Annotated in this window: 29 protein-coding genes and 1 pseudogene; 4 read left to right on the forward strand and 26 right to left on the reverse strand. The window is 54.1% G+C overall.

Annotated features, from left to right (window positions below; genetic code table 11):
* Positions 1-45: 45 nt before the first annotated feature.
* The 13 genes and pseudogenes from B5E82_RS18830 to B5E82_RS05845 all read right to left on the reverse strand — a co-directional run.
* A pseudogene (locus B5E82_RS18830) lies at positions 46-303 on the reverse strand (phage antirepressor protein); the annotation flags it as partial.
* Positions 304-347: 44 nt separating this feature from the next.
* Positions 348-803 carry a MarR family winged helix-turn-helix transcriptional regulator gene (locus B5E82_RS05790; RefSeq protein WP_087306625.1) on the reverse strand — a complete coding sequence of 152 codons (456 nt, stop codon included), beginning with the start codon at positions 801-803 and terminating at the stop codon, positions 348-350.
* Positions 804-925: 122 nt separating this feature from the next.
* The gene (locus tag B5E82_RS05795) at positions 926-2,575 is read right to left on the reverse strand and encodes an AMP-binding protein (RefSeq protein WP_087306626.1); all 1,650 of its coding nucleotides are present in this window, start codon (positions 2,573-2,575) and stop codon (positions 926-928) included.
* The gene (locus B5E82_RS05800; protein WP_087306627.1) at positions 2,572-3,360 is read right to left on the reverse strand and encodes an acetyl-CoA carboxylase carboxyltransferase subunit alpha; all 789 of its coding nucleotides are present in this window, start codon (positions 3,358-3,360) and stop codon (positions 2,572-2,574) included. The genes B5E82_RS05795 and B5E82_RS05800 overlap by 4 nt, the downstream gene beginning before the upstream one ends.
* Positions 3,357-4,214: an acetyl-CoA carboxylase carboxyltransferase subunit beta gene (locus B5E82_RS05805; RefSeq protein ID WP_087306628.1), complete on the reverse strand. Its 858-nt coding sequence runs from the start codon at positions 4,212-4,214 to the stop codon at positions 3,357-3,359. The genes B5E82_RS05800 and B5E82_RS05805 overlap by 4 nt, the downstream gene beginning before the upstream one ends.
* Before the next feature lie 8 nt (positions 4,215-4,222).
* Positions 4,223-5,530: an acetyl-CoA carboxylase biotin carboxylase subunit gene (locus B5E82_RS05810; RefSeq protein ID WP_087306629.1), complete on the reverse strand. Its 1,308-nt coding sequence runs from the start codon at positions 5,528-5,530 to the stop codon at positions 4,223-4,225.
* A 55-nt stretch (positions 5,531-5,585) separates the two neighbouring features.
* The gene (locus B5E82_RS05815; RefSeq protein ID WP_087306630.1) at positions 5,586-6,011 is read right to left on the reverse strand and encodes a 3-hydroxyacyl-ACP dehydratase FabZ family protein; all 426 of its coding nucleotides are present in this window, start codon (positions 6,009-6,011) and stop codon (positions 5,586-5,588) included.
* Positions 6,008-6,541: an acetyl-CoA carboxylase biotin carboxyl carrier protein gene (locus B5E82_RS05820; protein ID WP_087306631.1), complete on the reverse strand. Its 534-nt coding sequence runs from the start codon at positions 6,539-6,541 to the stop codon at positions 6,008-6,010. Before B5E82_RS05820 ends, B5E82_RS05815 begins: the two co-directional genes overlap by 4 nt.
* Positions 6,542-6,544: 3 nt before the next feature.
* On the reverse strand, positions 6,545-7,777 hold the full coding sequence (gene fabF / locus B5E82_RS05825) for a beta-ketoacyl-ACP synthase II (protein ID WP_206415643.1): 1,233 nt from the start codon (positions 7,775-7,777) through the stop codon (positions 6,545-6,547).
* 24 nt (positions 7,778-7,801) lie between these two features.
* Positions 7,802-8,536, reverse strand: a complete 735-nt coding sequence (fabG, locus tag B5E82_RS05830) for a 3-oxoacyl-[acyl-carrier-protein] reductase (RefSeq protein ID WP_087306633.1) — start codon at positions 8,534-8,536, stop codon at positions 7,802-7,804.
* Complete coding sequence (gene fabD, locus B5E82_RS05835) at positions 8,530-9,456, reverse strand: ACP S-malonyltransferase (RefSeq protein WP_087306634.1); 927 nt, start codon at positions 9,454-9,456, stop codon at positions 8,530-8,532. Before fabD ends, fabG begins: the two co-directional genes overlap by 7 nt.
* Positions 9,444-10,388, reverse strand: a complete 945-nt coding sequence (gene fabK / locus B5E82_RS05840; RefSeq protein ID WP_087306635.1) for an enoyl-[acyl-carrier-protein] reductase FabK — start codon at positions 10,386-10,388, stop codon at positions 9,444-9,446. The genes fabD and fabK overlap by 13 nt, the downstream gene beginning before the upstream one ends.
* Before the next feature lie 34 nt (positions 10,389-10,422).
* Positions 10,423-10,653, reverse strand: coding sequence for an acyl carrier protein (locus tag B5E82_RS05845; protein ID WP_087306636.1), 231 nt, complete (start codon positions 10,651-10,653; stop codon positions 10,423-10,425).
* Between the two features lie 410 nt (positions 10,654-11,063).
* Here B5E82_RS05845 and B5E82_RS05850 point away from each other — a divergent pair, with 410 nt between their 5' ends.
* Both B5E82_RS05850 and B5E82_RS05855 read left to right on the forward strand, forming a co-directional pair.
* Positions 11,064-12,518, forward strand: coding sequence for a nicotinate phosphoribosyltransferase (locus B5E82_RS05850; protein ID WP_087306637.1), 1,455 nt, complete (start codon positions 11,064-11,066; stop codon positions 12,516-12,518).
* A 182-nt stretch (positions 12,519-12,700) separates the two neighbouring features.
* The gene (locus B5E82_RS05855; protein WP_087306638.1) at positions 12,701-13,762 is read left to right on the forward strand and encodes a mandelate racemase/muconate lactonizing enzyme family protein; all 1,062 of its coding nucleotides are present in this window, start codon (positions 12,701-12,703) and stop codon (positions 13,760-13,762) included.
* A gap of 110 nt (positions 13,763-13,872) precedes the next feature.
* Here the strand turns inward: B5E82_RS05855 and B5E82_RS05860 are convergent, their stop codons facing one another.
* Positions 13,873-14,442 (reverse strand): helix-turn-helix domain-containing protein, encoded by a 570-nt coding sequence (locus tag B5E82_RS05860; RefSeq protein WP_087306639.1) that lies wholly within the window; start codon positions 14,440-14,442, stop codon positions 13,873-13,875.
* On the reverse strand, positions 14,439-15,008 hold the full coding sequence (locus tag B5E82_RS05865) for an XRE family transcriptional regulator (RefSeq protein ID WP_087306640.1): 570 nt from the start codon (positions 15,006-15,008) through the stop codon (positions 14,439-14,441). The genes B5E82_RS05860 and B5E82_RS05865 overlap by 4 nt, the downstream gene beginning before the upstream one ends.
* A 207-nt stretch (positions 15,009-15,215) precedes the next feature.
* Here B5E82_RS05865 and B5E82_RS05870 point away from each other — a divergent pair, with 207 nt between their 5' ends.
* Positions 15,216-16,658: a serine hydrolase gene (locus B5E82_RS05870; RefSeq protein WP_162610721.1), complete on the forward strand. Its 1,443-nt coding sequence runs from the start codon at positions 15,216-15,218 to the stop codon at positions 16,656-16,658.
* Positions 16,659-16,709: 51 nt separating this feature from the next.
* Here B5E82_RS05870 and B5E82_RS05875 read toward each other — a convergent pair whose 3' ends face one another.
* The 4 genes from B5E82_RS05875 to spoVT form a co-directional block, all read right to left on the reverse strand.
* Positions 16,710-17,267, reverse strand: coding sequence for a uracil-DNA glycosylase (locus B5E82_RS05875; protein ID WP_087306642.1), 558 nt, complete (start codon positions 17,265-17,267; stop codon positions 16,710-16,712).
* A 42-nt stretch (positions 17,268-17,309) separates the two neighbouring features.
* Positions 17,310-17,483 carry a hypothetical protein gene (locus tag B5E82_RS18100; RefSeq protein ID WP_162610722.1) on the reverse strand — a complete coding sequence of 58 codons (174 nt, stop codon included), beginning with the start codon at positions 17,481-17,483 and terminating at the stop codon, positions 17,310-17,312.
* Between the two features lie 29 nt (positions 17,484-17,512).
* On the reverse strand, positions 17,513-17,809 hold the full coding sequence (locus B5E82_RS05880) for a hypothetical protein (RefSeq protein ID WP_087306643.1): 297 nt from the start codon (positions 17,807-17,809) through the stop codon (positions 17,513-17,515).
* Between the two features lie 185 nt (positions 17,810-17,994).
* Positions 17,995-18,543: a stage V sporulation protein T gene (gene spoVT, locus B5E82_RS05885; RefSeq protein WP_087306644.1), complete on the reverse strand. Its 549-nt coding sequence runs from the start codon at positions 18,541-18,543 to the stop codon at positions 17,995-17,997.
* Positions 18,544-18,716: 173 nt separating this feature from the next.
* Between spoVT and B5E82_RS05890 the strand changes: the two genes are divergently transcribed.
* Positions 18,717-19,613, forward strand: a complete 897-nt coding sequence (locus tag B5E82_RS05890; RefSeq protein WP_087306645.1) for a TMEM164 family acyltransferase — start codon at positions 18,717-18,719, stop codon at positions 19,611-19,613.
* 133 nt (positions 19,614-19,746) lie between these two features.
* Here the strand turns inward: B5E82_RS05890 and malQ are convergent, their stop codons facing one another.
* From malQ to B5E82_RS05925, 7 genes are all read right to left on the reverse strand, one after another.
* Positions 19,747-21,228, reverse strand: coding sequence for a 4-alpha-glucanotransferase (gene malQ / locus B5E82_RS05895; RefSeq protein ID WP_087306646.1), 1,482 nt, complete (start codon positions 21,226-21,228; stop codon positions 19,747-19,749).
* 6 nt (positions 21,229-21,234) lie between these two features.
* Positions 21,235-21,477: an HPr family phosphocarrier protein gene (locus B5E82_RS05900; RefSeq protein WP_087306647.1), complete on the reverse strand. Its 243-nt coding sequence runs from the start codon at positions 21,475-21,477 to the stop codon at positions 21,235-21,237.
* Positions 21,478-21,494: 17 nt separating this feature from the next.
* On the reverse strand, positions 21,495-22,592 hold the full coding sequence (locus tag B5E82_RS05905) for an ABC transporter ATP-binding protein (RefSeq protein ID WP_087306648.1): 1,098 nt from the start codon (positions 22,590-22,592) through the stop codon (positions 21,495-21,497).
* Between the two features lie 60 nt (positions 22,593-22,652).
* Entirely contained in the window at positions 22,653-23,657 is a 1,005-nt protein-coding gene (locus B5E82_RS05910) for a LacI family DNA-binding transcriptional regulator (RefSeq protein WP_087306649.1), read from the reverse strand.
* Positions 23,658-23,662: 5 nt separating this feature from the next.
* Positions 23,663-24,505: a carbohydrate ABC transporter permease gene (locus tag B5E82_RS05915; protein WP_087163441.1), complete on the reverse strand. Its 843-nt coding sequence runs from the start codon at positions 24,503-24,505 to the stop codon at positions 23,663-23,665.
* 1 nt (position 24,506) lies between these two features.
* Positions 24,507-25,358: a carbohydrate ABC transporter permease gene (locus tag B5E82_RS05920; protein ID WP_087163440.1), complete on the reverse strand. Its 852-nt coding sequence runs from the start codon at positions 25,356-25,358 to the stop codon at positions 24,507-24,509.
* Positions 25,359-25,498: 140 nt separating this feature from the next.
* On the reverse strand, positions 25,499-26,872 hold the full coding sequence (locus B5E82_RS05925; protein ID WP_087306650.1) for an ABC transporter substrate-binding protein: 1,374 nt from the start codon (positions 26,870-26,872) through the stop codon (positions 25,499-25,501).
* Positions 26,873-26,998 lie beyond the last annotated feature (126 nt).

A 26,998-nucleotide genomic window follows, 5' to 3' on the forward strand; every position in this document is an offset into this window, starting at 1 on the left:
TAACATCTCAGGAAAATGTTCCTGAAAATTCTCCAGCGAAGCCGGAAGCCCTTCCGGCTTCTCGGCTTTGGAAATGTCTCTTGCGGAAGCCTCAGCAAACATGGCCAGCTCCATATCGCTCTTATTGTCGCGGAGATTTTCTTTCTTCAGTCCCTTCAGGTTCTTACATTCCCTTGTGGTCATACCTGACCAGGCACGGGATATTTCGTCCGTCAGTATCGCGTACTCTCTTCCTTTCTGAACACCATGCTTCTCCCATTCTTCTGTATATCCCTTTTTCAGACAGGTCTCAAGCGCCCGGTCCGCGCCTGAAAACGCACAGTTATAAAAAAGGAAGCGGGGTGCCTTCACCTCGCTTCCAGCATTTCACAATACTCTGCCAGCCTGTCATTGATGGCAGAAAACACTCTGTAAAAGGCCGCCTCCTGTTCTGTCGTGAGGTCGCCTCTTATTTTTGTTACAATATCCTCTATGAGCTCATCTACTCCTTTGGCAATCTCTCTGCCTTTGTCAGTGAGCGTGACCTTGGTGCGCCACCGGCGCTTCGCTTCCGTCTCTTCGTAGGCGACATATCCTTTTTCCGCAAGATTGTCCACTGTCCTGGAAATGGCGGCCTTATCTTCGCAGCACCTGGCGGAAAGCTCTGTTACAGTGAGCCCTTCTTCGCTCTTTCCCAGAGCCACCATGCACATCACATGGATTCCCTTGATCCCAAAGGTGGCGCTCTCATGCTTTTTGATCTGCTGAACATACTTGTAAGCGCGCGTAACTGCCATCGTAAAAAGCTCAAACCTGTCTCTCATACTGCAAATGTACCTTCCTGTTTTCACAAAGCGGTCCTTTCCATTCCGTCCGGAGCCGCAGAACCCTCCATAGCGTCAGTGTACAAGGAGCAGTTTTATTATAACACCCTTTTCCCGGCTCTTCAACCGGCTGCTTTCGCGCTTTCCTCGCGAAGCTTCGCCTTCCGGATCTTGCCGCTGATGGTCTTCGGCATCTCATCCACAAACTCAATCAGCCGCACCCATTTGTACTCGGCCAGCTCCGAATTGCAGAATTCCCGGATTTCCTTATCCAGCTGTCTGGATGGCGCATAACCGGAGGCAGGAACGATGATCGCCTTGATGGCCTGCCCGCGGAGCTTGTCGGGAACGCCGATGACGCTGCACTCGGCCACAGCCGGATGCTTCATCAGTACATTTTCCACTTCATAAGGCCCAATACGGAATCCGCCGCTCTTGATGATATCATCAAAGCGTCCGTGAAACCAGAAATATCCATCTTCATCCCGCCAAACCGCGTCGCCTGTGTGGTACACGCCGCCTCTCCAGACCTCGCGGTATTTCTCTTCATTGTCCAGGTATGCGCAGAAAATTCCAAGGGGCCGCTTTCCATCCTTGGGAACCACGCACACTTCCCCGATTTCTCCATCCGGAACGGGCTTTCCGTCTTTTCCCAGCAGCGCAATCTCGTACATGGGCGAGGGCTTTCCCAGGGAACCGGCCCTGGAATCCTCTCCGCGGAAATTGGCCAGCAGAAGCGTGGTCTCCGTCTGTCCGTAGCCCTCCCGGAGAGTGAGTCCTGTCTGATCCCGGAATTTTTCGAATACTTCGGGACTCAGATACTCGCCTGCAGTCACAGCCTGCTTCAGACCCGGAACGGCAGGGGCGTCCTTTCTCGTCAGATAACGGTAAACCGTGGGCGGAGCACAAAAAGATGTTACCCCATAACGGTTGATGACGGATGCCAGCTGCTTCGGCTCAAAATTGTCAAAGTCATAAACCATGACCGCCGCGCCTGCAAGCCACTGTCCGTACAGCTTTCCCCAGGAGGCTTTTGCCCATCCTGTCTCGGAAATGGTAAAATGAAGGCCTCCGTCCTCGGCCTGCTGCCAGTAGCGGGCCGTCACATAATGAGCCAGCGGATACGTAAAGTCGTGAATGACTCCCTTGGGATAGCCGGAGGTTCCGGAAGTGAAGTACATCACCATATGGTCTGTTGCTTTTGTCTCCTGTCTTTCCAGCTCTGGGGAGGCTGTCCTGCAGGCCTCTGAAAAGTTTTCAAAGCCGGGAACCGTCTCCTTCACTGTCCACAGCAGACAGTCCGCGTTCAATTCCTCCACAGCCGCTTTTACCTTTTCCGGCACCTCATCCATCGGAGTGCAGATCACAGCCTTTACCTTCGCGCTGCGAATCCGGTAGATAAAGTCTTCCGTGGTCAGCATATGGGTCACCGGTATCATCACGGCCCCTATCTTGTGAAGGGCTATGGAGATAAACCAGTATTCGTAATGACGCTTCAGCGCCAGCATCACCCGGTCACCTCTCTTCACTCCCGCTTTCAGAAGCGCGCATGCAGCGCGGCTGCTCTGCTCCCGGATATCTCCGAACGTGAAAATATGCTCCTCATTCTCCGTATTGCACCAGACCAGGGCGCGCTTATCCGGCGTCTCCTGCGCAATCGCATCCACCACGTCATAGCCGAAATTGAAATTCTCCGGCCAGTGCGCCTGAATGTCTGTCAGGCAGCCGTTTTCATCTATCGTTTCCTTAAAAAAGTTCTGTGCAATACTCATAAACTGCTCCTTCCAAAAGCCCGGAATCTCTCATAGCGCTGTTCTTTCAAGCCGGACACCTCCAGCTCAGACAGCTTTCCAAGCTCTTCCTTCAGTTTCCGGCCAAGATCCGCGTAGAAAAGCGGCTGTCCAAGCTGTTCCTCTGAAATAACTTCTTCCACAAATCCGAATTTCTGCGCGTCCTGAGCCGTCAGCTTCAGGCAGGCCGCGGCTTCCCCTGCTTTCTTTGCGTCTTTCCAGAGGATACTTGCGCAGCCCTCGGGAGAAATCACCGAATAGATGGCATTTTCCAGCATCCAGACCCTGTCTGCCACAGCCAGAGCCAGCGCTCCGCCGCTTCCGCCTTCTCCGATCAGAACGGAAATCACCGGAACGGAAAGACTCATCATCGTCATCAGGTTTTCCGCGATAGCCTGGCCCTGTCCCCGCTCTTCCGCTCCCACTCCGCAGTATGCTCCTGAGGTATCCACAAAGCAGATCACGGGACGGCCGAATTTTTCCGCCTGCTTCATCAGACGCAGAGCCTTCCGGTATCCCTCCGGCCCCGGCGCTCCAAAGAAACGGGCCGCCCGCTCTTTCACGGTATGGCCTTTCTCAATGGCAATCACTGTCACAGGACGGCCGGAAAGGCGCGCTACGCCCCCCGTCACAGCCGGATCATCCGCAAAGCGCCGATCCCCGTGCAGTTCAAAAAACTCTGTAAAAATCTCTTTGATATAGTCAAGCCCTGTGGGACGGTTATTTCCCCGGGCAATCTTTACACTGTCATAGGCTGTTCTGTTCATTTCGCGCCTCCTGTGTGAAGCCTCAGAAGCTGGGCGATAACCTTACGCTGCCTGTCTCTGGGCACAATTGCGTCCACAAAGCCGTGCTCCAGCATGGACTCCGCCGTCTGAAAACCCTTGGGCAGGGCTTTGCGGGTGGTCTGCTCCACAACCCTGGCGCCCGCGAAGCCAACAGTAGCTCCCGGCTCCGCCAGAATAATATCCCCTTCCATGGCAAAGCTGGCCGTCACGCCTCCCAGCGTAGGGCTCGTGAGAACCGGCATGTACAGAAGTCCCGCTTCGCTGTGCCTTAAGACAGCGCCGCTGGTCTTTGCCATCTGCATCAGAGAAAACAGGCCCTCCTGCATCCGGGCTCCTCCGGACACGGTAAATCCTACCACCGGCAGCCCCTGCTCCGTGGCATACTCAAAAAGCCGGGTGATTTTCTCACCTACGGCTGCTCCCATGCTCCCCATCATAAACTGAGGCTCCATTACAAACAGGCAGCATTTCTGCCTTCCTATGGAAGCCGTACCGCAGACCACCGCTTCCTTTTCATTGCTGGCTGCCCGCACCACAGACAGCTTCTTTGCGTAACCCGGAAATTTCAGCGGGTCCGTGGATACGATATCTGAAAACATCTCCTCAAAAGAGCCCTCATCCACCGTGAAGCTGATTCTCTGTCTGGCCCCCGTCCGGTAATGCCAGCCGCAGCCGGGACAGGTATTAAAATTGGCCCACACGCTGCTGACCGGCCAGGATCTGTGACAGTTGGGGCATGAGCTTTCCGGATCTGTCTGGTCGGCCCGCGCTCTGGAACGTCCCCCTCTTTCCAGCTCATTCTGAGGACGGCGTCTGAAATTTAAGATAGGCATATTCGGTCTCACCTGCTTTCCATAAAGCGTAAATCATAGGTTCCATCGGAGAATTCCGCCTCGCCTACAAGGGCCAGCTGTTCCTCCAGGTTTGTCTCCACTCCCTCAATCACCAGCTCGCAGAGAGCCGCCTTCATCTTTCTCACAGCTTCCTCTCGGGTTCCCGCATAGACAATCAGCTTGCCCAGGAGAGGATCATAGAAAGGCGTAATCTCCACTCCCTGCACCAGGTAGGTATCAAAGCGCACAAAGGGTCCGCCCGGTATATGAAGCGCCGTAATCCTGCCTGTGGAGCGGGCGTTAATCCGGCACTCGATACAGGAACCGGACATGGGAATCTCTTCCTGCTTCTGTTTCAGGGCGATTCCGGCCGCCGTGCGGATCTGCCATTTTACCAGATCTACGCCGGTAAGCATTTCCGTCACGCCATGCTCTACCTGAAGGCGCAGATTCATCTCCATGAACCAGAAATTTCCCTGCGGGTCCAGCAGAAACTCCAGAGTTCCCGCTCCCACATATCCAATCTTCGGAACCGACTCCCGCACCAGGGCAGTCAGCTTTTCTCTCTGAGCCGCGTCCACCGCCGGAGAGGGCGATTCCTCAATCAGCTTCTGGTGGCGTCTCTGCACAGAACAGTCCCGCTCGCCCAGGCAGAGTACCTGTCCCGATTCATCCGCCAGAATCTGCACCTCAATATGGCGGGCAGGATATATATATTTCTCCAGATACAGGGCCCCGTCTCCAAAGGCGGCCTTGCTCTCGGCCTCCGCCGTGGCGTAAGCCTTCTCCAGCTCCTCCGGTGTGCGGATTACGCGGATTCCTCTTCCGCCTCCGCCGGAGCGGGCTTTCAGCATTACAGGATACCCGATGGACTCCGCTTCTTTCAGGGCCTCTTCCAGGCCGCTTAAGGCTTCTGTGCCCGGAATAACCGGAAGTCCTGCTTTTTTCATCATGGCCTTGCTCTCGGCTTTGTCACTTAAGGCTTTCATCGTCTCAACAGACGGACCGATAAAAGCAATGCCGTTCTTTTCACAAAGCTGGGCAAATTCCCTGTTTTCCGACAGGAAACCATAGCCCGGGTGGATGGCAGCCGCACCCGTGGCCAGAGCCGCGCTGATAATCCGTTCCGCGTTCAGATAGCTGTCTGACGCGGATGCCGGGCCGATGCAGATACTTTCATCCGCAAGAGCCGTATGGAGCGTCTCCCGGTCGGCCTCCGAATAGACCGCCACCGACGCCACTCCCATTTCCTTGCAGGCCCGGATGATCCGGACGGCTATCTCGCCTCTGTTGGCAATCAATATCTTTGTAAACATAGCTGCTCCTCCCGAATGGTTACTGTTCACTTCACTCACAGCGGCCTGAACGCTCTCAGGCCTTTTCCTTTGGCACTACCGCAAAGGAAAATTCGCCCTGCACGCAGAGCTTTCCATCCACATAACCGCTGCCCTCCGCAAAATAGAAGGGGCCCTTGGACCGCTTAATGCGACAGCGGGTGGTAAACGTATCTCCCGGCTTTACGGGAGAACGGAATTTGACATGATTCATTCCCGTATACATGGGAAGCTTTTCCTCCGTCATCTCATCCTTTAACAGAATACAGGAGGACTGGGCCAGAATTTCGCAGAGAATCACCCCCGGCACCACCGGATTTCCCGGGAAATGCCCCTGAAGGAACCACTCGTCTCCCTTAATATGGAGGCTTCCCACCGCGGTGTCATCTTCCTGAACCACCTCGTCCAGAAGCAGCATGGCATCCCTGTGGGGCAGAATTGTTTTAATCTCTTCCTTTGTCATGCGCTCAGCTCCTTTATCCGGAACAGCTCCGTTCCGTATTCCACTACCTGGCCGTTTTCCGCGCAGACTGCCTCAATCACGCCGTCCTTCTCAGCCACTACCTCATTCATCAGCTTCATAGCCTCAATGATGCACAGCACGCTTCCTTTATGCACCACGTCTCCCACTTTCACAAAGGGGTCCGCGTTTTCTGCGGGAGCCGCGTAAAAGACGCCCACCGTGGGGGATTTCACGCTGTCCAGAATTCCCATGCCCGGATGCTCACCGGCCCCGGCAGCAGATACCGCCGGACTTCCGTTCTCCGGCGCCGCCATGGAGCCTGCAGCCGCAGGCGCTCCGGCATATCCCTGCGCTCCGGAAGCCATTCCGCTTTCCGAAACAGCTCCCGCGCCGGAGAAGAAGGAACCGCTCTCTGCGGAATCCTTCTCTCTTTCCAGGCGGATAACGCCGTTCTTTTCATCAATCTCTATTCCTGTCAGATCCAGTTCCCTCATCAGGGACGCGTATTTTCTGATCTCTGCTTCATTCATAACTTACACCTTCCTAAACGCAAGACATGCATTGTGTCCGCCAAAACCAAGAGAATTGGAAAGACACAGATCAATATCAGCCTTCACCGCCTGATTCGGCACATAATTCAGGTCGCAGGCCGGGTCCGGCTCCAGAAGATTCAGCGTAGGCGGAATGATGCCTGTCTCCAGAACCTTCAGGCAGACGACAGCCTCCATGGCTCCGGCCGCGCCCAGCATATGTCCCGTCATGGACTTCGTAGAGCTCACATAGGAAGCGCGGGCCTTCTCCTCACCCAGAGCCGTCTTGATGGCAATGGTCTCACCGGAATCATTCAGAGGGGTTCCCGTGCCGTGGGCATTGATATAAAGCTTCTCTTCACCCGTATAGCCAGACTCCTCCAGAGCCTGCTTCATGGCTCTTGCTCCGCCTGCCGCGTCCGGAAGGGGCGCTGTAATATGATAAGCGTCGCAGGTGGAACCGTAACCGCTGATCTCTCCATAGATCTTCGCGCCGCGTTTTACCGCATGTTCATACTCCTCCAGCACCAGGGCCGCTGCTCCCTCACCGATGATAAAGCCTGCGCGCCGCCTGTCAAAGGGCAGAGAAGCCGCGTCGATATTGTCTGATACGGAAAGGGCCTGCATATTGATAAAGCCCGCCACGCCGCACTCATTGATGGAAGCTTCTGCTCCTCCGGAAATCACTGCGTCCGCATAGCCGTGGCGGATGGCGCGCACTGCCTCGCCGATGGCGTTGGAGCCGGAAGCACAGGCCGTCACAGCCGGAAGGGCCGCTCCCTGGCAGTTGAAACGGATGGCAATCATGCCCGCCCCCATATTTGCAATCATCATCGGGATGAAATACGGGGATACCCTGGACGGTCCCCGGTCCAGAAGCTTCTTGTGTTCTCTGGTAAAGGTGTTGATTCCTCCGATGCCGGAACCAAAATAGACGGCAAAGCGCTCCGGGTCCACCGTTCCCAGGATGCCGCTCTCCTCCACTGCCTGGCAGGCGGAAGCAAGGGCGTACTGGGCATAGAGATCGCTTCTTAAGGTCTCCGCCTTTTCCATGTACTGTCTGGCATCGAAGTTCCTTACCTCAGCCGCCAGCTTTGCCTTATATTCTGTCGTATCAAAACGGGTAATCGGCCCGATTCCGTGCACGCCGGAAACCAGGTTATCCCAGCTTGTTTTCACATCATTTCCCACAGGGGAGATGGCTCCAAGTCCGGTGACTACCACTCTGCGATTTATCTGATTCATAACTTCTGCTCCTCTTTACATACCCATGCCGCCGTCTACCCGCAGCACTTCTCCTGTGATATAATCCGCGTCCGCCAGGAAGACCACAGCCTTCGCCACTTCCCGGGCAGCCCCGGCCCTTCCCAGTGGAATCATGCTCATCCAGGACTCCTCTGCCCCAGACAGTTCCTTCGTCATATCGGTTTCAATAAAACCGGGCGCCACCGCGTTGCAGAGCACATTCTTTGCGGCCAGCTCCTTCGCCACAGATTTGGTCAGGCCGATGATGCCTGCCTTGGACGCGGCGTAATTGCTCTGGCCGGCGTTTCCGTGAAGTCCTACCACAGAAGATACATTCACGATTCTTCCGCCCTTATTCCGGATAAAGAGACTGCTGCAGTGCCGGATCATGTTGAACGCGCCCTTCAGGTTCGTATTCAGAACAGCGTCGAAATCCTCTTCCTTCATCATGAGGATCAGCTTATCTCTCGTAATTCCCGCATTGTTGATCAGGATATCCACCCTGCCGAAATCTTCTTTGATCTTAGCGACTGTCTCCTTCGCCGCCTCAAAGTCCGCCACGTTGCAGCAGTAGCTTCCGGCTCTCACGCCGTACCTGTCACGGCAATCCTGGCAGACCTTCTCCGCCAGCTCCTGGTTCCCCGCATAGATGACAGCCACATCCGCTCCCTGAGAAGCCAGCTCCTGCACCACTGCGGCGCCGATTCCGCGGGAACCGCCTGTCACAATCGCGATCTTTCCCTTTAACATACAGCTGCCTCCATTGTTTTTATTCCTTTGATATCCTCCACCGGGAAGGTTCTCACATTTTTATCAATTCTCTTAATCATCCCGCAGAGAGTCTCTCCCGGCCCGATTTCCACAAAAGTATCGGCCCCGTCAGCGATCATGCTGCGGATAGTCTGCTCCCACTGTACCGGAGAAATGATCTGTCCGGCCAGAAGCTCTTTCATTTCCGTCTCACGGCCTTCTCCCGGATAGGGGGCCGCTGTGCGGTTGGCGTATACAGGAATCTCCGGCGCTTTCACGGAAATTCCGGACAGCTCTTCCCTAAAAGCTTTCGCGGCCGTCTCCATAAACGGGGAGTGGAAGCCGCCCTTTACCTTCAGAGGAATCATGCGTCCCCCGGCTGCTTTCACCGCCTCGCCGAAGGCTTTCATCTCTTCTGCCTTTCCTGATACAGACACCTGACCCGGACAGTTAAAGTTCACCGGATAGACTTCAGAAAAACCGCCGCAGATTTCCTTTACCTGATCCGCGGTCAGCTTTACGACAGCCGCCATGGCAGCAGGCGTGCGCTCCGCAGCCTCCTGCATCAGTTCTCCTCTTTTGCAGACCAGGGAAAACATGGTCTCAAAATCCGCCATTCCGGCAAAGGCCAGCGCGGCAAGCTCTCCGAGGGAAAAGCCGGCCGCCATGTCCGCCTGGATTCCGGCGTCCTTTAAAGCCGCTGCCGCCGCCATTTCCATGGCAAACAGGCAGGGCTGCGTATTTTTTGTTACACTTAAAATCTCATCGCTTCCCTCAAAGCACTGCTCTGAGGTGCCCGGACGGATGGCATCCGCCTTCCGGAAAATCTCTGCCGCTGCGGGATTCTGCTCGGAAAGCTCCTTCCCCATGCCTGTGTGCTGGGCGCCCTGTCCGGAAAATACAAACGCTATTTTACCCATTTGCAGGCTCCCTTCAGAACCGGCTCCGCTCCCTCGATGAGCTCACGGACAATCTCCGCCGCCGGCTGTTCTTTCTTCACGAAAGCCGCCGCCTGGCCTGCCAGGAAACAGCCCTTTTCCATGTCGCCTTCCTTGACAGCCTTCCGGAGAGCTCCCACGCCGAGCTGCTCCAGTTCGTCATCCGGCATTCCGCCGAACTCTGCCTTTGTGTAATCTCTTGCGAACTGTGTCCGCAGACTGCGCACCGGATGGCCCAGGCGCTTTCCTGTCACGGTGGTGCACAGGTCCGTCGCGTGCAGGATTCTGTCCTTATAAGTCGGATGGATGGAACACTCCTTCGCGCTTAAGAAACGGGTTCCTACCTGAACGCCGCAGGCTCCCAGCATAAAGGCCGCAGCCACGCCCCGGCCGTCCGCGATGCCGCCTGCCGCGATCACGGGGAGATCCGTCGCGTCGCACACAAGGGGCACCAGCACCATAGTCGTCAGTTCGCCCACATGGCCGCCGCTCTCGCCGCCCTCGGCGATGACCGCGCTTGCTCCCAGTCTCGTCATCAGCTTCGCCATGGCCACAGAAGGCACTACCGGAATCACATGGATTCCCGCCTCCTTCCAGGCCTTCATATATTTAGAAGGATTGCCGGCTCCTGTAGTCACTACGGCAACCTTTTCTTCGCATACAAGCTCTGCAATTTCATCTGCAAAGGGGCTCATGAGCATGATGTTGACGCCAAAGGGCTTATCCGTCAGAGATTTCGCCGTGCGGATCTCCTCCCTTACCACGTCAGCCGGCGCGTTTCCCGCAGCTACAATGCCAAGGCCTCCGCCATTTGACACTGCGGCCGCGAGACGGCCGTCCGCAATCCATGCCATGCCGCCCTGAAATACCGGGTACTGAATTCCCAGCATCTCACAAATCGGCGTCTTTAACATATCAATTTTCCTTTCCTCTTCCGGCTTATGTCTCTTAAGCCTGCTCCTGCTGCTTCTTCTCGATCAGCTCTGCCAGCTCTCCTACGGTCTCAACCTTCTCGTCCAGCTCGATGCTGATTCCCAGCTCATCCTCCAGATTCATCAGAAGGTCTACCGTATCCAGGGAATCGATTCCCAGATCGTGAAATGTATCATCTGCCTTAATAGCAGAAGCCTCGCAGTCCAGTCTGTCAGCCAGCAGCTTTGCAATCGTCTCAAATACCATGATAAAATCCTCCAGATTTTCGTGAAGCGCCGCCCATCCCGGCAGACGCCCGTTTTTTATGTTGATTTGTCAACAAACTGGATAATAGCACCAATATGTTGATTTGTCAACAAATATTTCCTGCTTTTTCTCCAAAATTAATCTGGAGTTCTGAGGCCGTCTTTTTGCGCAGTTTTCCTATCCGGAGCATCTTTATCAAACTATTTTCAGCAAAGAATTTTTCATTTTAAATAATTTTTCAAAACTGGAAAGAGATGTATGATGAAAAAAGCGAAAAACTGCCTCTTCCGCTTGTTATTTTTATGTAAATATGCTACCCTTAATTGAAACATAACTGTCAAGACAGCTGACGGGACCGGAAGATTTCCCGGTTCCCGCCTGCTGTACTTGTAAAGGAGAGCGTGAATATTATGAGTACCATGAGACTGACCCTGCTGACGGATCTCTACGAGCTGACCATGATGCAGGGTTATTTCAAAAACCAGAACAATGAAACTGTAGTCTTCGACGTCTTTTACCGGAAGAATCCCTCCGGCAGCGGCTTCGCCATCGCAGCCGGCCTCGACCAGGTCATCGACTATATCAGAAACCTGACCTTTCAGAAAGAAGATATCGATTATCTGAGAAGCCTGAAGCTGTTTGACGAGGATTTCCTGGAGTACCTGAGCAGCTTCCGGTTTTCCGGCGACATCTATGCGATTCCCGAGGGTACGGTCGTCTTTCCGCGGGAACCCCTTCTCAAGGTCATCGCACCGATTATGGAAGCCCAGCTTATAGAGACGGCCATTCTGACTATCGTAAACCACCAGAGCCTCATCGCCACCAAGGCGGCCCGGGTGGTACACGCAGCCAAGGGCGACGGCATCATGGAGTTCGGCCTGCGCCGGGCCCAGGGTCCGGATGCCGGTATCTACGGAGCCCGCGCCGCCATGATCGGCGGCTGCATCGGCACTTCGAATGTGCTGGCAGGTCAGCTTTTTGACGTACCCGTCAAGGGAACCCATGCCCACAGCTGGATCATGAGCTTCCCGGACGAATACACGGCCTTCAAAAAATATTCTGAGCTCTATCCGGACGCCTGTATTCTTCTTGTGGACACCTACGACACCCTGAAGTCCGGCGTTCCCAACGCCATCCGCGTCTTCACTGAGATGCGGGAGGCCGGCATCCCGCTGACCTTCTACGGCATCCGTCTGGACAGCGGCGACCTGGCGTATATGTCAAAGAAAGCCCGGAAGATGCTGGATGAAGCCGGCTTCCCGGACGCTGTCATCTCCGCCTCCAGCGATCTGGACGAGTATCTGATCACAAGTCTGAAGGACCAGGGCGCGGCCATCACCTCCTGGGGCGTCGGCACGAACATGATCACCTCCAGCGACTGCCCTGCCTTCGGCGGCGTGTACAAGCTGGCAGCCGTGCTGGATGAGGAAGGGGAATTCGTTCCGAAGATCAAGCTTTCCGAAAACACGGAAAAGATCACGAACCCGGGCAACAAGACTATTTTCCGCATTTACGACAACGAGACCGGCAAGATCCGCGCCGATCTGATTTCCCTGGCTGACGAAAGCTTTGACTGCTCTCAGGATCTCCTGATCTTCGATTCCATCGAGACCTGGAAGAAGACGAAGCTCAAAGGCGGCACCTATCACATGCGGGAACTGCTTGTGCCCATCTTCCAGAAAGGTGAATGCGTCTACACCTCTCCCAGCGTCATGGAAATTCGGGATTACTGCGCCCAGGAGCAGGATACGCTCTGGGAAGAGACCAGACGTCTTACTAATCCCCACGAGGTCTATGTGGACCTTTCGGACAAGCTGTTCCGGATCAAGTCCGGACTGCTGGATCAGATGAACCGCGAACTGTAATATGTAATACAGCATATCTTCAGCCTGAAGATGGCTGGAGAGGAATAGAACAGGCGGCAGACGAAGAAAAGAACTCTTTGCCTGCCGCCCGCTTTTTGTTTAATAATATTAAAATAATTTTAGTATTTATTGACTTTCGCGAATCACAGAGCTAAAATTTAAGAAGAAAAGGAGGGCACAGCATGCAGATTACAGATATTCAGTTTGAAAAAGTATCCTTCAGTTTTGAACAGCCCATGAAAGTGGCCTTTGCGGAGATCAAAGATATAGAGACTCTTCTGGTGAAAATCGATACAGACGAAGGGCTGTCTGGCTTCGGGGAAGCCGCTCCCCTGCCCTTTGTAACCGGCGACAATCTGGATTCCGCCTGGGCTGTAGGCAGAGAGCTGCGCAAAGCTCTTCTGGGATGCGATCCGGCAGCCATCGGCGGCATTCACCGCAGAATGGACAGTCTTTACAACGGCTGCGGAGCTATCAAGTGCGCCATTGACATGGCCTGCTACGATATCGCCGCAAAGGCCGCGGGAATGCCCCTGTACCGGTATCTGGGCGGAGAGTCCGGACATGTGCATTCCGATGTAACCATCGGCATCGATACTCCTGACGCAATGGCTGCAAAGGCCCTGGAATGGATAGAGAAAGGATTTACGATTCTGAAAATCAAACTGGGAGAAGACATAGAAACAGATCTGGCCCGTATGCAGGCCGTGCGGAAAGCGGCCGGTCCCTCCATTGCCCTGCGGATAGACGCCAATCAGGGCTGGACTGTCAAGGACTCCCTTCGAGTCATTCCGGAGCTGGAAAAACTGAATGTGGGCCTGATTGAACAGCCTGTCGCCGCCTGGAATTACGAGGGACTGCGGGAAATCAGGCAGGCCGTCCGTCTTCCCATCGCGGCAGATGAGAGCTGCCATACTCCTGTGGACGCCGCAAGACTGGCTTCCATGCAGGCAGTGGATTTCATCAACATAAAACTTATGAAATGCGGCGGTATCTACAATGCCATAAAAATAAACGCGGTAGCAGAATCCTTTGGAGTCAGCTGCATGATCGGCTGCATGGGAGAAAGCGCTCTGGCCAATGTGGCAGGCATGCATGTGGCCGCTGCCCTGGACAATATCAAAGAGGTGGATCTGGATGCCGTATACATTCTGTCCGACAAAAAAGCCCACGGAGGTTTTGAACATAAAGGAGGACGCGCAGTCCTTACAGACACCCCCGGTATCGGCGTGACAATTGACTGAGACCTGTTCCGGCTTGTTTGCCGTGGCAATTGGCTGAGAATCGCTCCGGGCTGAACAGCGCTCCAGCCCCGCTGCAGCAGGACACCGGATTTCCGATACCGGGCTGCAATCTAAGGGCGGACCGTGCTTACAAACATCCCCGGACTCAGGCAGCAGATGCCCCGGGCCGGCTCTTCTCCCGGATTGTAAAGATTATGAGGCGCGTTCCCGGGAATGCGGATGCTGTCTCCCGTCTCCAGCCGGTATGCAGTCTCTCCCACCAGCACCTCCAGCACACCGGAGGTAAGATACAGGCATTCTTCCGCGTCATGGGACACCCGTTCCTCACTTCCAAACCGCCCGGAAGGAAGGAAAAAGGTCATCATCAGAAAATCCGGACCCTCGGACGCCGATTCCGAAGGAGGCGTCAGCACCTCATATACTACGCTGGAATCCGAGAAGGAAATCTGATGCCTGTGACTTGCGGATACCAGAGAGGCATCCGGGCTCTCTTCATTTAGAAGCGTAAAGATCGGAACTTCGAGAGCCGACGCTATCTTCCGCAGCGTCGCCAGGGACGGCTCTGTCAGCCCCCGTTCCAGCTGAGACAGATACCCGGCAGTTGTCGTCGTTTTTCTTGCCAGCTCCTGCAGGGTTAGACCCTTTTTCAGGCGGTACCGGCGGATTTTGGAACCGATCACAGGCTGCTCCTTTCTGCCGTCACAGAGGGAAGGGCGGTACCGGAAAGAGCTGTCACCGCAGAACCGGGTTCACTTCCCTCACAGGCTGCTGTAAACGATACAAAAGGCTGCAGATAAAGGCTGTCTCCGGCCCTCATCAGATAATCCGTGTCTGGCAGCTGAATCCGGACAGCCCCCTTTCGCAGATAGATACAGGCCTGCTCCGGCATTCCGCCGCTGCGAAGAACGATGCCAGGCGCCAGCCGTGTCTCAACCAGCGTGATGTGGGCGTCTCCCTTCAGATCCTCCGGCGTCAGAATCACCCAGGAAAAGCCGCTGTCCCCAAGACTCCCGCTCTTCCGCTCGGACGCCCGGATAATCGACGGCTCCGGAAATGGTTCCTCAAAAAAGGCTGTGACCGGACGGCCAAATACCTTTGCAAGCTTTCTTAAAACAGAGAGAGACGGCTCTTCTCCATTGGTTTCCAGCAGAGAAAGATAACTGTCAGTCACTCCGGCCTGTTCCGCAAGCTGACGCAGGGTAAGTTCCTGCTCCAGACGGAAACGCCGAATGATATCTCCTGTCATGTTGATACCTCCGATCCTCTGTCATAACAGTTTTATTTTACAAAATCCGGCATCCTGTTGTCAACCGACGGCACCCGGGAGCCTGATCCTATATTTATGCAACCTGTCAATTCTTTCAGCTGTCTGCTGCGGCTGAAAGCCCAATACCTGCGCGGCAGAACGGCATTCGTCCCTCTCCGCCGCAGAAAAAGAAAGAGGAGGCACTGTATGGAAACCTTATTACATGAACTGGATGGCATTCTTGAAGAACTGCTGAAGCAGTGGAATGTGGCCGGCATGAGCGTCGCGCTGGTCAAAGACGGCCGGCTGCTTGACGCCAGGGGCTATGGAAAACGGGATCTGGAAAAGGATCTCCCCATGACCGGCAGCACCATGATGCCCATCGGCTCCATCACCAAATCCTTCACGGCCCTGGCCCTTGGAATGCTGGCTGATGAAGGAAAACTGGACTGGGACAAACCTGTGCGCACCTATATCCCCTGGTTAAAGCTCATGGACCCGGTTACAGCCGAACGTGTAACTGTCCGGGATCTGCTCTGCCACCGGACCGGAATCCCCCGCTATGACCTGCAGGTGGCATTCTGCGCTCTGGAAGACAGGAAAGCCCAGATAGAAACCTTCCAGTATCTGCAGCCAAGCGCCGATTTTCGAACGGTGCTGCAGTATTCCAATCAGATGGTAACCATCGCCGGTTATCTGGTGGAGGTCTTGTCCGGACAGAGCTGGGAATCCTTTGTAAAAGAACGGATTTTTGATAAGCTTGGCATGGAACGCACTGATTTTGAGATGGCTTCCCTTGCAAAATACGACGACACTTCCAAAGGCTATGTATTCACCGGCACAGGCCAGGCAGAATCCGGATACATGCATCTGGGCGCACTGGCCCCCGCCGGCGGCATTGTCTCCTGCGCCTCCGACATGGCCAGATACGCCCTGTTCCAGCTTGGCGACGGCACATGGGAAGGCACGCGCCTGATTTCCAGAGAAAACCTGAATATGATGCACACGCGCCAGATGATCGGAAGTCCGTATTTCTGGTCTTTTGAAGAGCTTCAGTCTGCTGATTACGGGCTCTGCTGGTTTACTGATATCTACCGTGGAAAGAAAATGGTCAGCCACGGAGGCAACACCAACGGATTTTCCTCACAGCTTACCCTGCTTCCGGAATCCGGCTTCGGCCTGGTGGCCTTAAGCAACGCCACCTCCTCCTTCTCAGTCAATGTCCTTTCCAATCTTCTCTCCGACAAGGTGCTCGGTGTCCGGGAAATTCCCGACTGGAATGCCCGGTATCAGGAGATCTTCACCGGTATGATGAATGGCGCTCTGGAAGGCATGAAGCAGCGCGCAGAAGCCAGAATTCCGGATACCTCTCCCTCACATCCTCTCAGCGAATACTGCGGCTCCTTCAGCAATCCCGGCTTTGGAAGTTTCTCCATTGAAGAAAAGGATGGAGCGCTGACAGGAAAATGGAATGGTTTTGACGCTCTTTTCACCCATTATCATTATGACTGCTATGACATGACGCTTCCCTTTATGAACGCAGTGCTTCCTGTGCGTTTTGAATCCGGCGCTGACGGACACATTCATTCCCTTTCTGTTCCAGTGGAACCCACACCCGGCATCGACCCGGTGGTCTTCATCAAAAACTGAATCCGCACAAGGGGCAGCGCATTCTCTGCGCTGCCCCGTTAACATTCTTAATTACAAACCCAGTTCCCGGAGTTTTTCACGAATTCTCTGGAAATCCCGCTTTCCGTCCTCCATTTTGGAAGGATCACGGAGCAATGCTGACGGATGATACGTCGCCGTCATAAAGCATCCTTTCCGTTCTACCCAGGTCCCATGCTGTCTGGTAATCCGGTATCCCGGATCGATCAGTCTCTGGGCAGCCACCCGGCCCAGGCACACAATAATCCGGGGCTTCATCAGGTAGGTCTCGTATTTGAGATAAGGCATGCAGGCTTCCTTTTCCTGCTCCAGCGGGTCCCGGTTGCCCGGCGGGTGGCATTTCAGGATATTGGTGATATAGATATCCTCCCGCCGGATTTCCACAGAAGCAAGAAGCTCATCCAGGACCTTTCCGGCCGGTCCCACAAAGGGCAGGCCGGCCAGATCCTCCTGTCCGCCCGGCGCCTCCGCCACCAGCATCAGCTTCCCCTTATGATCGCCCCGCCCCATCACCGGATGCTTCCTGGTCCGGCAGAGAGGACAGGCTGCGCAGCTGTTCACATGCTCTTCGATTTCTTCCCATGTGTACATATATGTATCTCCTGTATTTCTGTTTCTTATATGCAGACGGGTTTATTCTCCTGTCCGCGCCTGCGGCATCGTCCATTTATCAGAAGGCACCAGTTCTGCCGTCTCCCAGATCACATCCAGTCCCTCCCGCATTTTTTCTTCTGCCTCTGCATTTTCGTAAAACGCGATTCCCGTTACTGTGTACAGATAATCATCATCCGCCCAGTAAATATCCATATAAAGAGTCGAATCTTCTCCTGTTCCTTTCAGCCGCAGTACCGGACCCAGCCTTCCGGCAGTTCAAAGGCCAGCCATCTGGCGGAATTCGCCCGTTCCAGATATTCCTGGTATTCCTCGTCTGTCATGGTCTGCCCCGATTCATTTTCCCTTGTATCCGGAAAATCTTCATCCGCAGACTCTTCCGCCGCTTCCGCTCCATCCGAAACTGATGCTTCCTCCTGCACTTCCTCTTCTGTGACTGTCGGTTCTTCTTTCTTTTCCCCGCACGCTGAAAGCATCATGACCGCCGACAGGACAGCCCACAGCCTGAAATATCTTCTCATCCTTCATCCCCCCTGTATTTTGGTCTGAACTGCTTCTTTACCTATCCTTATTATCTCTTAAAATTCAAGTCCTTACAAGCTCTAATTCCCGGGGACTGTGATCTCACTCCCCAATACGCCTGCGCGGAAAAAAACACCACGGAACAGGATTTTGGAACAGATCCTGCTTCCGTGGTGTTTTTTCCTCATTGCTCCATCTGCCGTCCGAGAAAATTGGCTGCGGCCAGAGCCAGTTTCTGCTCCACCTCTCCCATTCTCGCTTTCGGGTCCCGGCTGAACAGTGCCACCGCTCCAATCGCGTCTCCTTCGCAGATAATCGGGCAGATCGTTTCGGCAAAGCAGTCCTCCAGCTCCTCTTCCACCAGACGCACATATTTCCTGTCTCCCGCAGCTGCCTGAATATTCTCCCGTTCCTGGATGATATCCTCCAGCTCCTGGCTGACGGCCTTTCCCATGTAATCCTTTTTCGCTCCGCCCGCAGCCGCGATGACCGCGTCACGATCCGTAATGCAGACCATAAGCCCCGACACCTGTGCCAGACTCTCTGCATACTGCTTCGCAAAGGTTCCCAGCTCTCCGATGGGGGAGTATTTTTTTAAGATAATTTCCCCCTCCCGGTCTGTGAAGATCTCCAGCGGATCTCCTTCCCGGATACGGAGCGTTCTGCGGATTTCCTTGGGGATCACGACACGGCCGAGGTCGTCGATTCTCCTGACTATTCCTGTAGCTTTCATAAAATATTCCTCCATTTACAGTGCTTTTTCAACTCTGGAAATAGTATTCTGTAAATGGTGGATTTTTATACGCCATGAAAATTATGGATGGTTTCCAAAAGTTTATTCCTGCAGTCTCCATATATGTTATACTGTATTTCAAGATAAATATCACATCTAAAGAGGTCCATCCCATGCTCATCTTCCTGACCGGTTTTCTCTTCTCCGGGCTGGCCGCTTTCGCGGCCAGCCGCCTGGCAGAGCCAAAACAGAATCTTCTGCTGAATATTCTCGCCATCCTGCTCCCGCTCTCCGAGATCTGGAAGCAGCTTTTGCTGACCGCCGGAAACGGCGGCTCTTACCTCTGGTGGTATTTCCCTTTCCAGCTCTGCAGCATGCCGCTCTATCTGCTGCCCCTGCGGCAGCTTCTTCTGGCCGGACAGAGCCGCTGCAGGACTGCACAGAAAACCAAAGCCCCCAAAGGTATCTGCAGCGCAGTTCCGGACAGCGGCTCCAGGAAACCTCGGGTGTGTGTCTTCATGAGCCGGACCCTCACAGACTTCCTTGCGGACTTCAGCCTGCTGGCAGGGATTTTTGCTTTTGCAGACCAGACCGGCATGCATTACAGCCTCTCTGTCCTGACTCTGCACAGCTATCTCTGGCATTTCATCATGATCTTTCTGGGGCTTTTCCTGCACCTTTCAGGCAGCTCCCCAAAATCTGCGGTGAACAAATCGCCGGCGGACAAGCCTGCGGTAAAGTCTGAACTCCTGGCAAAGCCTGCTTCCTTTTCCTTCAGGAAATCTCTGAAAAGCTTTCTGCCTCCTGCCCTTCTTTTTCTCCTGCTGGCAGGAATCGCGGAGCTTCTGAACTGTCTGCTCCATACCAGAGGCTCCATCGATATGTTTTACATCAGCCCCTGGGAACCGTCTACCCAGGTGATTCTGCGCAGCGTCGCGGACCGTTTCGGAAGAGGAGCGGAGATTGTTCTTTATCTGTGCCTGATTTTCGCAGGCGCAGGGCTGATTCATGTGTGTTCCCGCTTCCTCTCCTGCCGTTTTTCCCGATTTTCTTCTTCCAGTACAGACTGAAATCTGCATACACACAAAAGGAGACCGCCATTTTCCGGCAAACGGCAGGTTCTTTCCTGCGCCGCAAAATGACAGTCTCTCAATGGCCTTCTTTCAATGGCAGTCTCTAATGAACAGTTACCTGTTTCTTCCTTTACAATCTCTCGTACAGCTCCATCTCATGGCGCAGCTTCGCGGCCAGTTCCTCCGTAAAGCTTCCGGGCAGAGCCCTCCACTGCCAGTTGCTGCCTACCGTGGACGGCGTATTCATCCGCGCCTCGCTTCCCAGTCCCAGCAGGTCCTGGGCCTGAACGATGGCCAAATCCGCGACGCTTCCCCAGAGAGCCCTCATCATTCCCCAGTGATAGCCTTCCTCTCTCGACAGCCGCAGATACTCTGCCGCGCGTCTTAAATCCTCCTGTCCGACAGAGGCAGCCCAGCCAAGGATCGTATCATTGTCGTGAGTTCCTGTGTAGGCTACGCAGTGGCGGATAAAATTATGCGGCAGATATTCCGAACCGCTTCCATCCCTGCTGTCAAAGGCGAATTCCATCACCTTCATGCCTGGGAAGCCGCTGTCCGCCAGAAGCTTCCGTACCGAATCTGTCAGATAGCCCAGGTCCTCCGCGATGATGGGCTGCCTGCCGATCTTTTCTTCCACCGCCCGGAACAGCTCGATGCCCGGCCCTTCTCTCCAGCGGCCTTCCCTGGCGTCCTTTCTCCCATAGGGAATGGCGTAGTAAGAATCAAAGCCCCGGAAATGATCGATCCGCACCACATCGTAGACCCGGCAGAGATAGCCGATCCGGTCCGCCCACCAGGAATAGCCGTCCCCGGCCATATACTCCCAGTCAAAGAGTGGATTTCCCCAGAGCTGTCCGTCTGCGGAAAAACCGTCTGGCGGGCATCCCGATACTTCCCGGGGCACCTTATTTTCGTCCAGCTGGAACAGTTCCGGGTGCGCCCATACGTCTACGCTGTCCAGAGACACATAGATAGGCAGATCTCCGATAATGCGGATACCCCGCTCATTTACATAGCTTCGCAGCGCTTTCCACTGCTCAAAGAACAGATACTGGCAGATTTTCCAGAACTCTATCTGCTCCGCATAGCGCGCGCACGCCTCTTCCAGCGCCTGTTCTTCCCGGTTCCGGAGCGCAGACTCCCAGTCAAACCAGGGCGCTCCGCTGTGGGCGTCCTTCAGGGCCATAAAGCAGGCGTAATCGTCCAGCCACCGGGCATTTTCCCGGCAGAAAGTCTCATAATCTCCGGGGGGATTCTCCCGGAAACGCTCTGCCGCCTTTTCAAGCACCGGATAGCGTTTTTCATAGAGCACGCCGTAATTGATTCTGTCCGGCCCGCACTCCCAGTCTATGTTCTCATACTCTTCCCGCCTCAGATATCCCTGTCTTTCCAGCTCATCCAGATCGATAAAATACGGGTTGCCGGCATAGGTGGAAAAGGACTGGTACGGAGAATCCCCGTAGCTGGTGGGGCAGACCGGAAGCAGCTGCCAGCAGGTCTGCCCGGCCTGCTGCAGAAAATCAGCAAACCGCCGGGCAGGCTCCCCCATGCTTCCGATTCCGTGAGGAGACGGAAGGGAGGAAAGATGCATCAGTATTCCACTGCTTCTCAAATAAAATCACACCCTTCCCTGGTCTGCCAGGTAAGGTGTCAGGGCCTCCAGAAGCTCCGGCGAGGCGTCCCCGTAAATGCAGAGCTCCAGCGGATGGGTCAAATCCAGGGAAAAGATGCCCATAATGGATTTGGCGTCAATGGTAAACCTCCCAGACACCAGGTCAAAATCATTGGGATACCTGCAGACCAAATTTACAAAATCCTTGATTTGTGTCACGCTGTCAAGCAGAATCATACGCTTTGTCATAACGCTTCCTCCTTCTGTCAGTGACAGATGATTTCTTCCGTCTCACTGTCAAATACGTGGATTTTATTGGCGTCCAGAGCCAGCTTTACCTGGTCGTCCGCCCGGATTCCGGTACGCGAAGGCACGCGGGCCACCAGCTTCTGACCGTTGCAGGTCAGGTACAGATAAATCTCAGAGCCCATCATTTCCGCCAGGTCTACCCTTGCTTCCACATTCGAGCCTGCAGAAATGGCAAGGAAGGATTCCTCTGCGTGAATATCCTCCGGCCGGATACCGAAAATTACCTTTTTGCCCACATAGGGCGCAAGCTCCGGCTTTACAAGCGGAATCCGGTTCTGGCCGAATACCAGCACATAGCCGTCTCCTTCTTTTTCCACCACTGCTTCCAGGAAATTCATCTGCGGCGAACCGATAAAGCCTGCCACAAACTTGTTGCAGGGATAATTGTACAGATTCTGGGGCGTATCCATCTGCTGAATGACGCCGTCCTTCATTACCACAATCCGGTCCCCCATGGTCATGGCTTCCGTCTGGTCATGGGTGACATAGACAAAGGTGGTCTGAAGTCTCTTGTGAAGCGCGGAAATCTGGCTTCTCATCTCCGTACGCAGCTTGGCGTCCAGATTGGACAGAGGCTCATCCAGCAGGAATACCGCAGGATTCCGCACCATAGCGCGGCCCAGAGCCACACGCTGTCTCTGTCCGCCTGACAGCTCCTTCGGCTTCCGGCTCAGGTACTCGTCAAGCTCCAGAATATGGGCCGCCTCCCGGACCTTTCTGTCAATCTCATCCTTGGGCTGCTTCTGATTCTCCAGCGCGAAAGCCATATTTTTATAAACGGTCATATGGGGATACAGAGCGTAGCTCTGGAACACCATCGCGATATCTCTGTCCTTGGGCGGGACATCGTTGACCCGTCTGTCTCCGATATACAGGTCTCCGGCCGTGACTTCTTCCAGTCCCGCGATCATCCGGAGAGTCGTAGACTTTCCACAGCCGGAAGGACCTACCAGCACGATGAATTCCTTATCCTTGATTTCCAGATTCAGATCAGGAATCACCGTATTGTTGTTTCCATATGTTTTAACCACATTTTTAAAGGTGATACTTGCCATTGTTTCTTCCTCCTTATTCTGTGCGCCGCAGACGTACAGAAAACAGTAACTGTCTTTCTTTTATATTTTCCGGACACTTTCCCCGGAAATAATCCGGAAAGGCACCAGCTCATGCTCCGGGCTCACCCGGTTTTCTATCTGAGAGAGCAGAAGCTCCACGCTCCGGTCCGCGATTTGCTCCCGATCCTGGCGGATCGTCGTGAGGCTGGGGGTCAGATAGCTTCCCAGCTCGATTCCGTCGAAGCCCACCACAGACACATCCTCCGGGACACGCAGTCCTCTGTCCCGGACCGCCCGGATCGCTCCCACAGCCAGTACATCTGCCATGGCAAACACAGCCGTCAGATCCGGCATCCTGTCAAGCAGCCGTCCCATCGCTTCATAGCCTTCCGACATTGCAAACAGAGCCGGCATATACTGCTCTTCCATGGAAAAGGGAATTCCATGCTCCGCAAACGCTCTGACGCAGCCTGCGTACCGGGTATGGGCCGCCCGTGATTTTTCCATAAAACCGCCCAGCACCCCGATTTTCCTGTGTCCCAGAGCAATCAGATGCTCCACAGCCGCCTGAGCCGCCGCTTCGTCATCCGTACTGACGCTGGAGAGATTTTCAAACCCAAGCTCCTGCGCGGAGTTCGTCACCAGCACACAGGGCACCTGTATCTGGGCGAAACGCTCCCGGAAAAATTCCAGGTCGCTTCCGAGAAAGAGAATTCCGCTGGGATGGCGTTCCCGGCAGATCTGCCAGGCCTGCTCCACCTCGTTGTCCTGCTCTCCGATATAGTAAATCAGAAACGCGTAATCCCGTTCCTCAATGAGCTTCTGCAGTCTTTCCACAATCGCCGCAAACAGCATATTCTGGGAACCCTTTACAATGATCACGATTCCGCTGCTCACCTGCTGTTTCAGATGCTTGGCGTTATTATTCAGCCGGAAGTTGTATTTCTCTACCACTTCCATGACCCTTTTTCTCGCCTTCTCTGACACGTCCGGCCGGTTATTCAGCACTCTGGAAACGGTTCCCACCGCATAACCGGATTCCCTTGCAATGTCTTTAATCGTCATATGGTTTACCCCTTAACTGCTCCTGCTGCCACTCCCTTGATGATATGTTTCTGTCCTGCAAGATAAACAATGACTATCGGAATGACCGTCAGCATGATACAGGCCATCATTGGTCCCATTTCCACTCTTCCGTAGCTTCCCCGGAAATACTGGATCAGCATGGGAATCGTCTTGTATTTCTTAATATCCAGAACCAGCGTAGGCAGAAGGTAATCGTTCCACACCCACATGGCCTCCAGAATTCCCACGGATACCAGCGTGGGTTTCAGCATCGGCAGAACAATCCGGAAAAAAGTCTGCAGCGGATTGCAGCCGTCGATCATGGACGCTTCCTCCACTTCCAGAGGAACGGATTTCATAAAGCCCGCGAACATGAACACCGCAAGCCCGGCACCGAAGCCCAGATAAATCACCCAGATATTGTAGGGCGTGTTCAGCTTCAGGGCGTCTGCCGTCTGAGACAGGGTGAACATCACCATCTGGAAGGGCACTACCATGGAAAATACAAACAGGAAATACAGTGCCTGTGAGATTTTACTCTTTACTCTCGTGATAAACCACGCGCACATGGAGCAGCAGATAAGAATCGCCGCTACCGAGGTAATGGTAATCAGAAGGCTGTAGCCCAGACTCTGCAGAAAGCCTTTGGATTCAATCGCGTTAACGTAGTTTGCCAGCCCTGCAAAGATTTCCGGCGTAGGCAGCGCAAACGCGCTGTCTGTCGTGATCGCCGTCTCCTGCTTCAGGGAGTTAAAGAAGATCATGACAACCGGATACACATACAGCAGGGCCAGAATAGTCAGCAGACCCGTCCAGATTGTATTGTCGATTTTTTTTCTTTTCGCCATCTTACTGCTGCACCTCCTTGGAACGTGTCGCCTTCAGCTGCAGAAGGGAAATCACGATGACCAGAAGACAGAAAATCACTGCCTTCGCCTGGCCAAGTCCCTTCCACTGGGCTCCTGCCCTTGCATAGAATGTCTGATAGATGTTCATGGCCAGCATCTCTGTCATGTGATTTGGGTCTCCTCCGGTCAGAGCCAGGTTCTGGTCGAACAGCTTGAAGGAGTTGGTCAGTGTCAGGAAGACGCAGATCGTAATGGACGGCATCACCATGGGAAGCTTCACTCTCCAGAGCGTCTTCCATGCGGAAGCTCCGTCGATCTGAGCCGCTTCCAGAAGGTCGTCGGACACATTCTGAAGTCCGGCGATATAAATAATCATCATATATCCGATCTGCTGCCAGCACATCAGGATAATCAGTCCCCAGTATCCGGCCGCCGTATTCAGCGCCAGAAGCGGTTTTCCCGCCAGGGAAAGCACGCAGTTAATCAGGATATTCCAAATATATCCCAACACGATACCGCCGATCAGGTTTGGCATGAAGAATACGGTACGGAAGATGTTTGTTCCCTTCAGATTTCGTGTCAGCAGCAGCGCCAGCCCAAAAGCGATCACATTGATAAAAACGATAGCCGCCACCGCAAACAGCACAGTAAATTTAAAGGAATGCAGAAATGTGGTATCGGAAAAGATCCGCTGGAAATTTCCGATGCCTATGAAGGTCGCGTCCCGGACCGTCGTAAACTGACAGAAGGCCAGGTACAGTCCTTCGAGAAAGGGAATGATAAATCCGATGGTGAAGGCCAGAAGCGTCGGCAGTACGAAAATCGGAGAATAGCGTTTGATCGCTTTTTCCATAGTTCCTCACCTCTTTTAATACAAGAATCCCCCAGACGGGATTCTCCGCTTGCATAGGAAAGGGGCAGGCAAGTCACTTGCCCGCCCCTTGCTTTTCATTTTACATTTTACATTTGAATGGAACAGTATGCCAGCTTGTTTTACTGTCCGTTCGCCAGAGCGTACTCGGTAGCCCAGCCGTCTACGAACGCGGATACAACGCCGTCCCAGTTTGCATCCGTCTGATCTGCCGCATATGCGGTCAGTGCCTGGCCTACGCCATTCTTCCACTCTTCAGACGGCATCGTCGTGAAGTTCCAGGAGATCGGAGTCTTGCCTGCTGCTAACATTTCCTGGTCTGTCTTTACGAACAGGTTGGTCGGCTCCTGCGCAGACTTGAACGGAATGACAAAGCCCATGTCCTCAGCCATTGCCTTGGTTCCCTCTTCAGAGGTTACGCACCAGTAGATGAAATCAAGAGTTGCCTGAATGTCAGCTTCGTCTGCCTGATTGTTTACGCACCAGTAGTTCTCTGTACCTGTGCAGAGTCCCTGATTTGCCTCATCGCCTGCGCCGAAGTAAATCGGAATCATCGCCAGCTGGTCATCGGAGAATTTGCCCTCACCGGATACATTTCCGTACTCCCAGGAACCATTCTGGTAGAATACTGCTTCTCCGTTCAGGAATTCGCTGGTAGCGTCGTCTGCTGTCTTGGCGGAAAGCTCTGCCGGATCGCAGGTGCTGTTGTTGATATACAGATCCCACATCGCGCGGTAGTTGTCAAGGTAGGTTCCCTCAATAGCGTCCGTGCTTGTGATTCCCTTATCCTGATACTCAAAGTAAATCGGAAGGTTTGCAAGGTGTGTCTTGAATCTCCAGTCGGAGGAGCTGTCCATACCTGCGGAGGTGAATGCCGCGAATCCAAGTTCGTCAGAACGTGCGGTGATATCCTCTGCTACTGCCTTCAGATCCTCGAAGGACTGAATGTCATCTGTGGTGTAGCCGGCCTGCTCAAGAAGATCAGTGTTTACAATCAGTCCGTAGGACTCGATTACATATCCGATACCTGCCACCTTGTCGCCGTCCTTCAGCGCATAGATGTCGCTGGTCAGCTCGCCGTAAATATCGCTGCCGGATAAGTCATAGCAGTAATCCTTCCAGTTTGCCAGACCTACCGGGCCGTTTACCTGGAACAGAGTCGGCGCGCCGCTCTTTCCCATCTCACTCATCAGAGTCGTCTCATACTGTCCGGATGCCGCTGTCACTACGGTAACAGGAACTCCGGTCTGCTCTGTGTAAACTGCCGCCAGATCCTGCCACTGCTGATCCTGCTCCGGCTTGAAGTTCAGATAATATACGGAGCCTTCTCCGCTGGCTGTCTCAGCCTCAGCTGCGTCCGTATCCTCTGTCGCTGCTGTATCTTCGGTCGTCGTAGTATCCGTAGTCGCCGTGTCATCTGATGAACCGCCGCAGCCTGCCAGCAGAGACATCGCCAGAGCGCCTGTAAGCGTCAGGGCCAAAAGTTTCTTTTTCATACTGTTTTCCTCCTGTTTTGCCAAACTCCATGTGTGCCGCTCCTTCCGAAACATCTGCGCACATGTCCCGGAATTTACGGCTGAAATCCGTTTTGGAAACGTTCCATGGAAACGTTTCCAGTTCTT

Source organism: Lachnoclostridium sp. An138, assembly GCF_002160765.1.
In the GTDB taxonomy this organism is placed as follows: domain Bacteria; phylum Bacillota; class Clostridia; order Lachnospirales; family Lachnospiraceae; genus Laedolimicola; species Laedolimicola faecalis.

Excerpts from the sequence above, each read along its gene's own strand:
- B5E82_RS05925 (WP_087306650.1), bottom strand. The coding sequence starts at position 26,872 with ATGAAAAAGAAACTTTTGGCCCTGACGCTTACAGGCGCTCTGGCGATG.
- B5E82_RS05805 (WP_087306628.1), bottom strand. The coding sequence starts at position 4,214 with ATGCCTATCTTAAATTTCAGACGCCGTCCTCAGAATGAGCTGGAAAGA.
- B5E82_RS05910 (WP_087306649.1), bottom strand. The coding sequence starts at position 23,657 with ATGACGATTAAAGACATTGCAAGGGAATCCGGTTATGCGGTGGGAACC.
- B5E82_RS05850 (WP_087306637.1), top strand. The coding sequence starts at position 11,064 with ATGAGTACCATGAGACTGACCCTGCTGACGGATCTCTACGAGCTGACC.
- B5E82_RS05820 (WP_087306631.1), bottom strand. The coding sequence starts at position 6,541 with ATGAATGAAGCAGAGATCAGAAAATACGCGTCCCTGATGAGGGAACTG.
- B5E82_RS05865 (WP_087306640.1), bottom strand. The coding sequence starts at position 15,008 with ATGACAGGAGATATCATTCGGCGTTTCCGTCTGGAGCAGGAACTTACC.
- B5E82_RS05800 (WP_087306627.1), bottom strand. The coding sequence starts at position 3,360 with ATGAACAGAACAGCCTATGACAGTGTAAAGATTGCCCGGGGAAATAAC.
- B5E82_RS05920 (WP_087163440.1), bottom strand. The coding sequence starts at position 25,358 with ATGGAAAAAGCGATCAAACGCTATTCTCCGATTTTCGTACTGCCGACG.
- spoVT (WP_087306644.1), bottom strand. The coding sequence starts at position 18,543 with ATGAAAGCTACAGGAATAGTCAGGAGAATCGACGACCTCGGCCGTGTC.
- B5E82_RS05890 (WP_087306645.1), top strand. The coding sequence starts at position 18,717 with ATGCTCATCTTCCTGACCGGTTTTCTCTTCTCCGGGCTGGCCGCTTTC.
- B5E82_RS05845 (WP_087306636.1), bottom strand. The coding sequence starts at position 10,653 with ATGGTATTTGAGACGATTGCAAAGCTGCTGGCTGACAGACTGGACTGC.
- B5E82_RS05915 (WP_087163441.1), bottom strand. The coding sequence starts at position 24,505 with ATGGCGAAAAGAAAAAAAATCGACAATACAATCTGGACGGGTCTGCTG.
- fabG (WP_087306633.1), bottom strand. The coding sequence starts at position 8,536 with ATGTTAAAGGGAAAGATCGCGATTGTGACAGGCGGTTCCCGCGGAATC.
- fabD (WP_087306634.1), bottom strand. The coding sequence starts at position 9,456 with ATGGGTAAAATAGCGTTTGTATTTTCCGGACAGGGCGCCCAGCACACA.
- B5E82_RS05810 (WP_087306629.1), bottom strand. The coding sequence starts at position 5,530 with ATGTTTACAAAGATATTGATTGCCAACAGAGGCGAGATAGCCGTCCGG.
- B5E82_RS05875 (WP_087306642.1), bottom strand. The coding sequence starts at position 17,267 with ATGTACACATGGGAAGAAATCGAAGAGCATGTGAACAGCTGCGCAGCC.
- B5E82_RS18100 (WP_162610722.1), bottom strand. The coding sequence starts at position 17,483 with ATGGATATTTACTGGGCGGATGATGATTATCTGTACACAGTAACGGGA.
- B5E82_RS05870 (WP_162610721.1), top strand. The coding sequence starts at position 15,216 with ATGGAAACCTTATTACATGAACTGGATGGCATTCTTGAAGAACTGCTG.
- B5E82_RS05790 (WP_087306625.1), bottom strand. The coding sequence starts at position 803 with ATGAGAGACAGGTTTGAGCTTTTTACGATGGCAGTTACGCGCGCTTAC.
- B5E82_RS05795 (WP_087306626.1), bottom strand. The coding sequence starts at position 2,575 with ATGAGTATTGCACAGAACTTTTTTAAGGAAACGATAGATGAAAACGGC.
- B5E82_RS05815 (WP_087306630.1), bottom strand. The coding sequence starts at position 6,011 with ATGACAAAGGAAGAGATTAAAACAATTCTGCCCCACAGGGATGCCATG.
- B5E82_RS05880 (WP_087306643.1), bottom strand. The coding sequence starts at position 17,809 with ATGAGAAGATATTTCAGGCTGTGGGCTGTCCTGTCGGCGGTCATGATG.
- B5E82_RS05900 (WP_087306647.1), bottom strand. The coding sequence starts at position 21,477 with ATGACAAAGCGTATGATTCTGCTTGACAGCGTGACACAAATCAAGGAT.
- B5E82_RS05905 (WP_087306648.1), bottom strand. The coding sequence starts at position 22,592 with ATGGCAAGTATCACCTTTAAAAATGTGGTTAAAACATATGGAAACAAC.
- fabK (WP_087306635.1), bottom strand. The coding sequence starts at position 10,388 with ATGTTAAAGACGCCGATTTGTGAGATGCTGGGAATTCAGTACCCGGTA.
- B5E82_RS05855 (WP_087306638.1), top strand. The coding sequence starts at position 12,701 with ATGCAGATTACAGATATTCAGTTTGAAAAAGTATCCTTCAGTTTTGAA.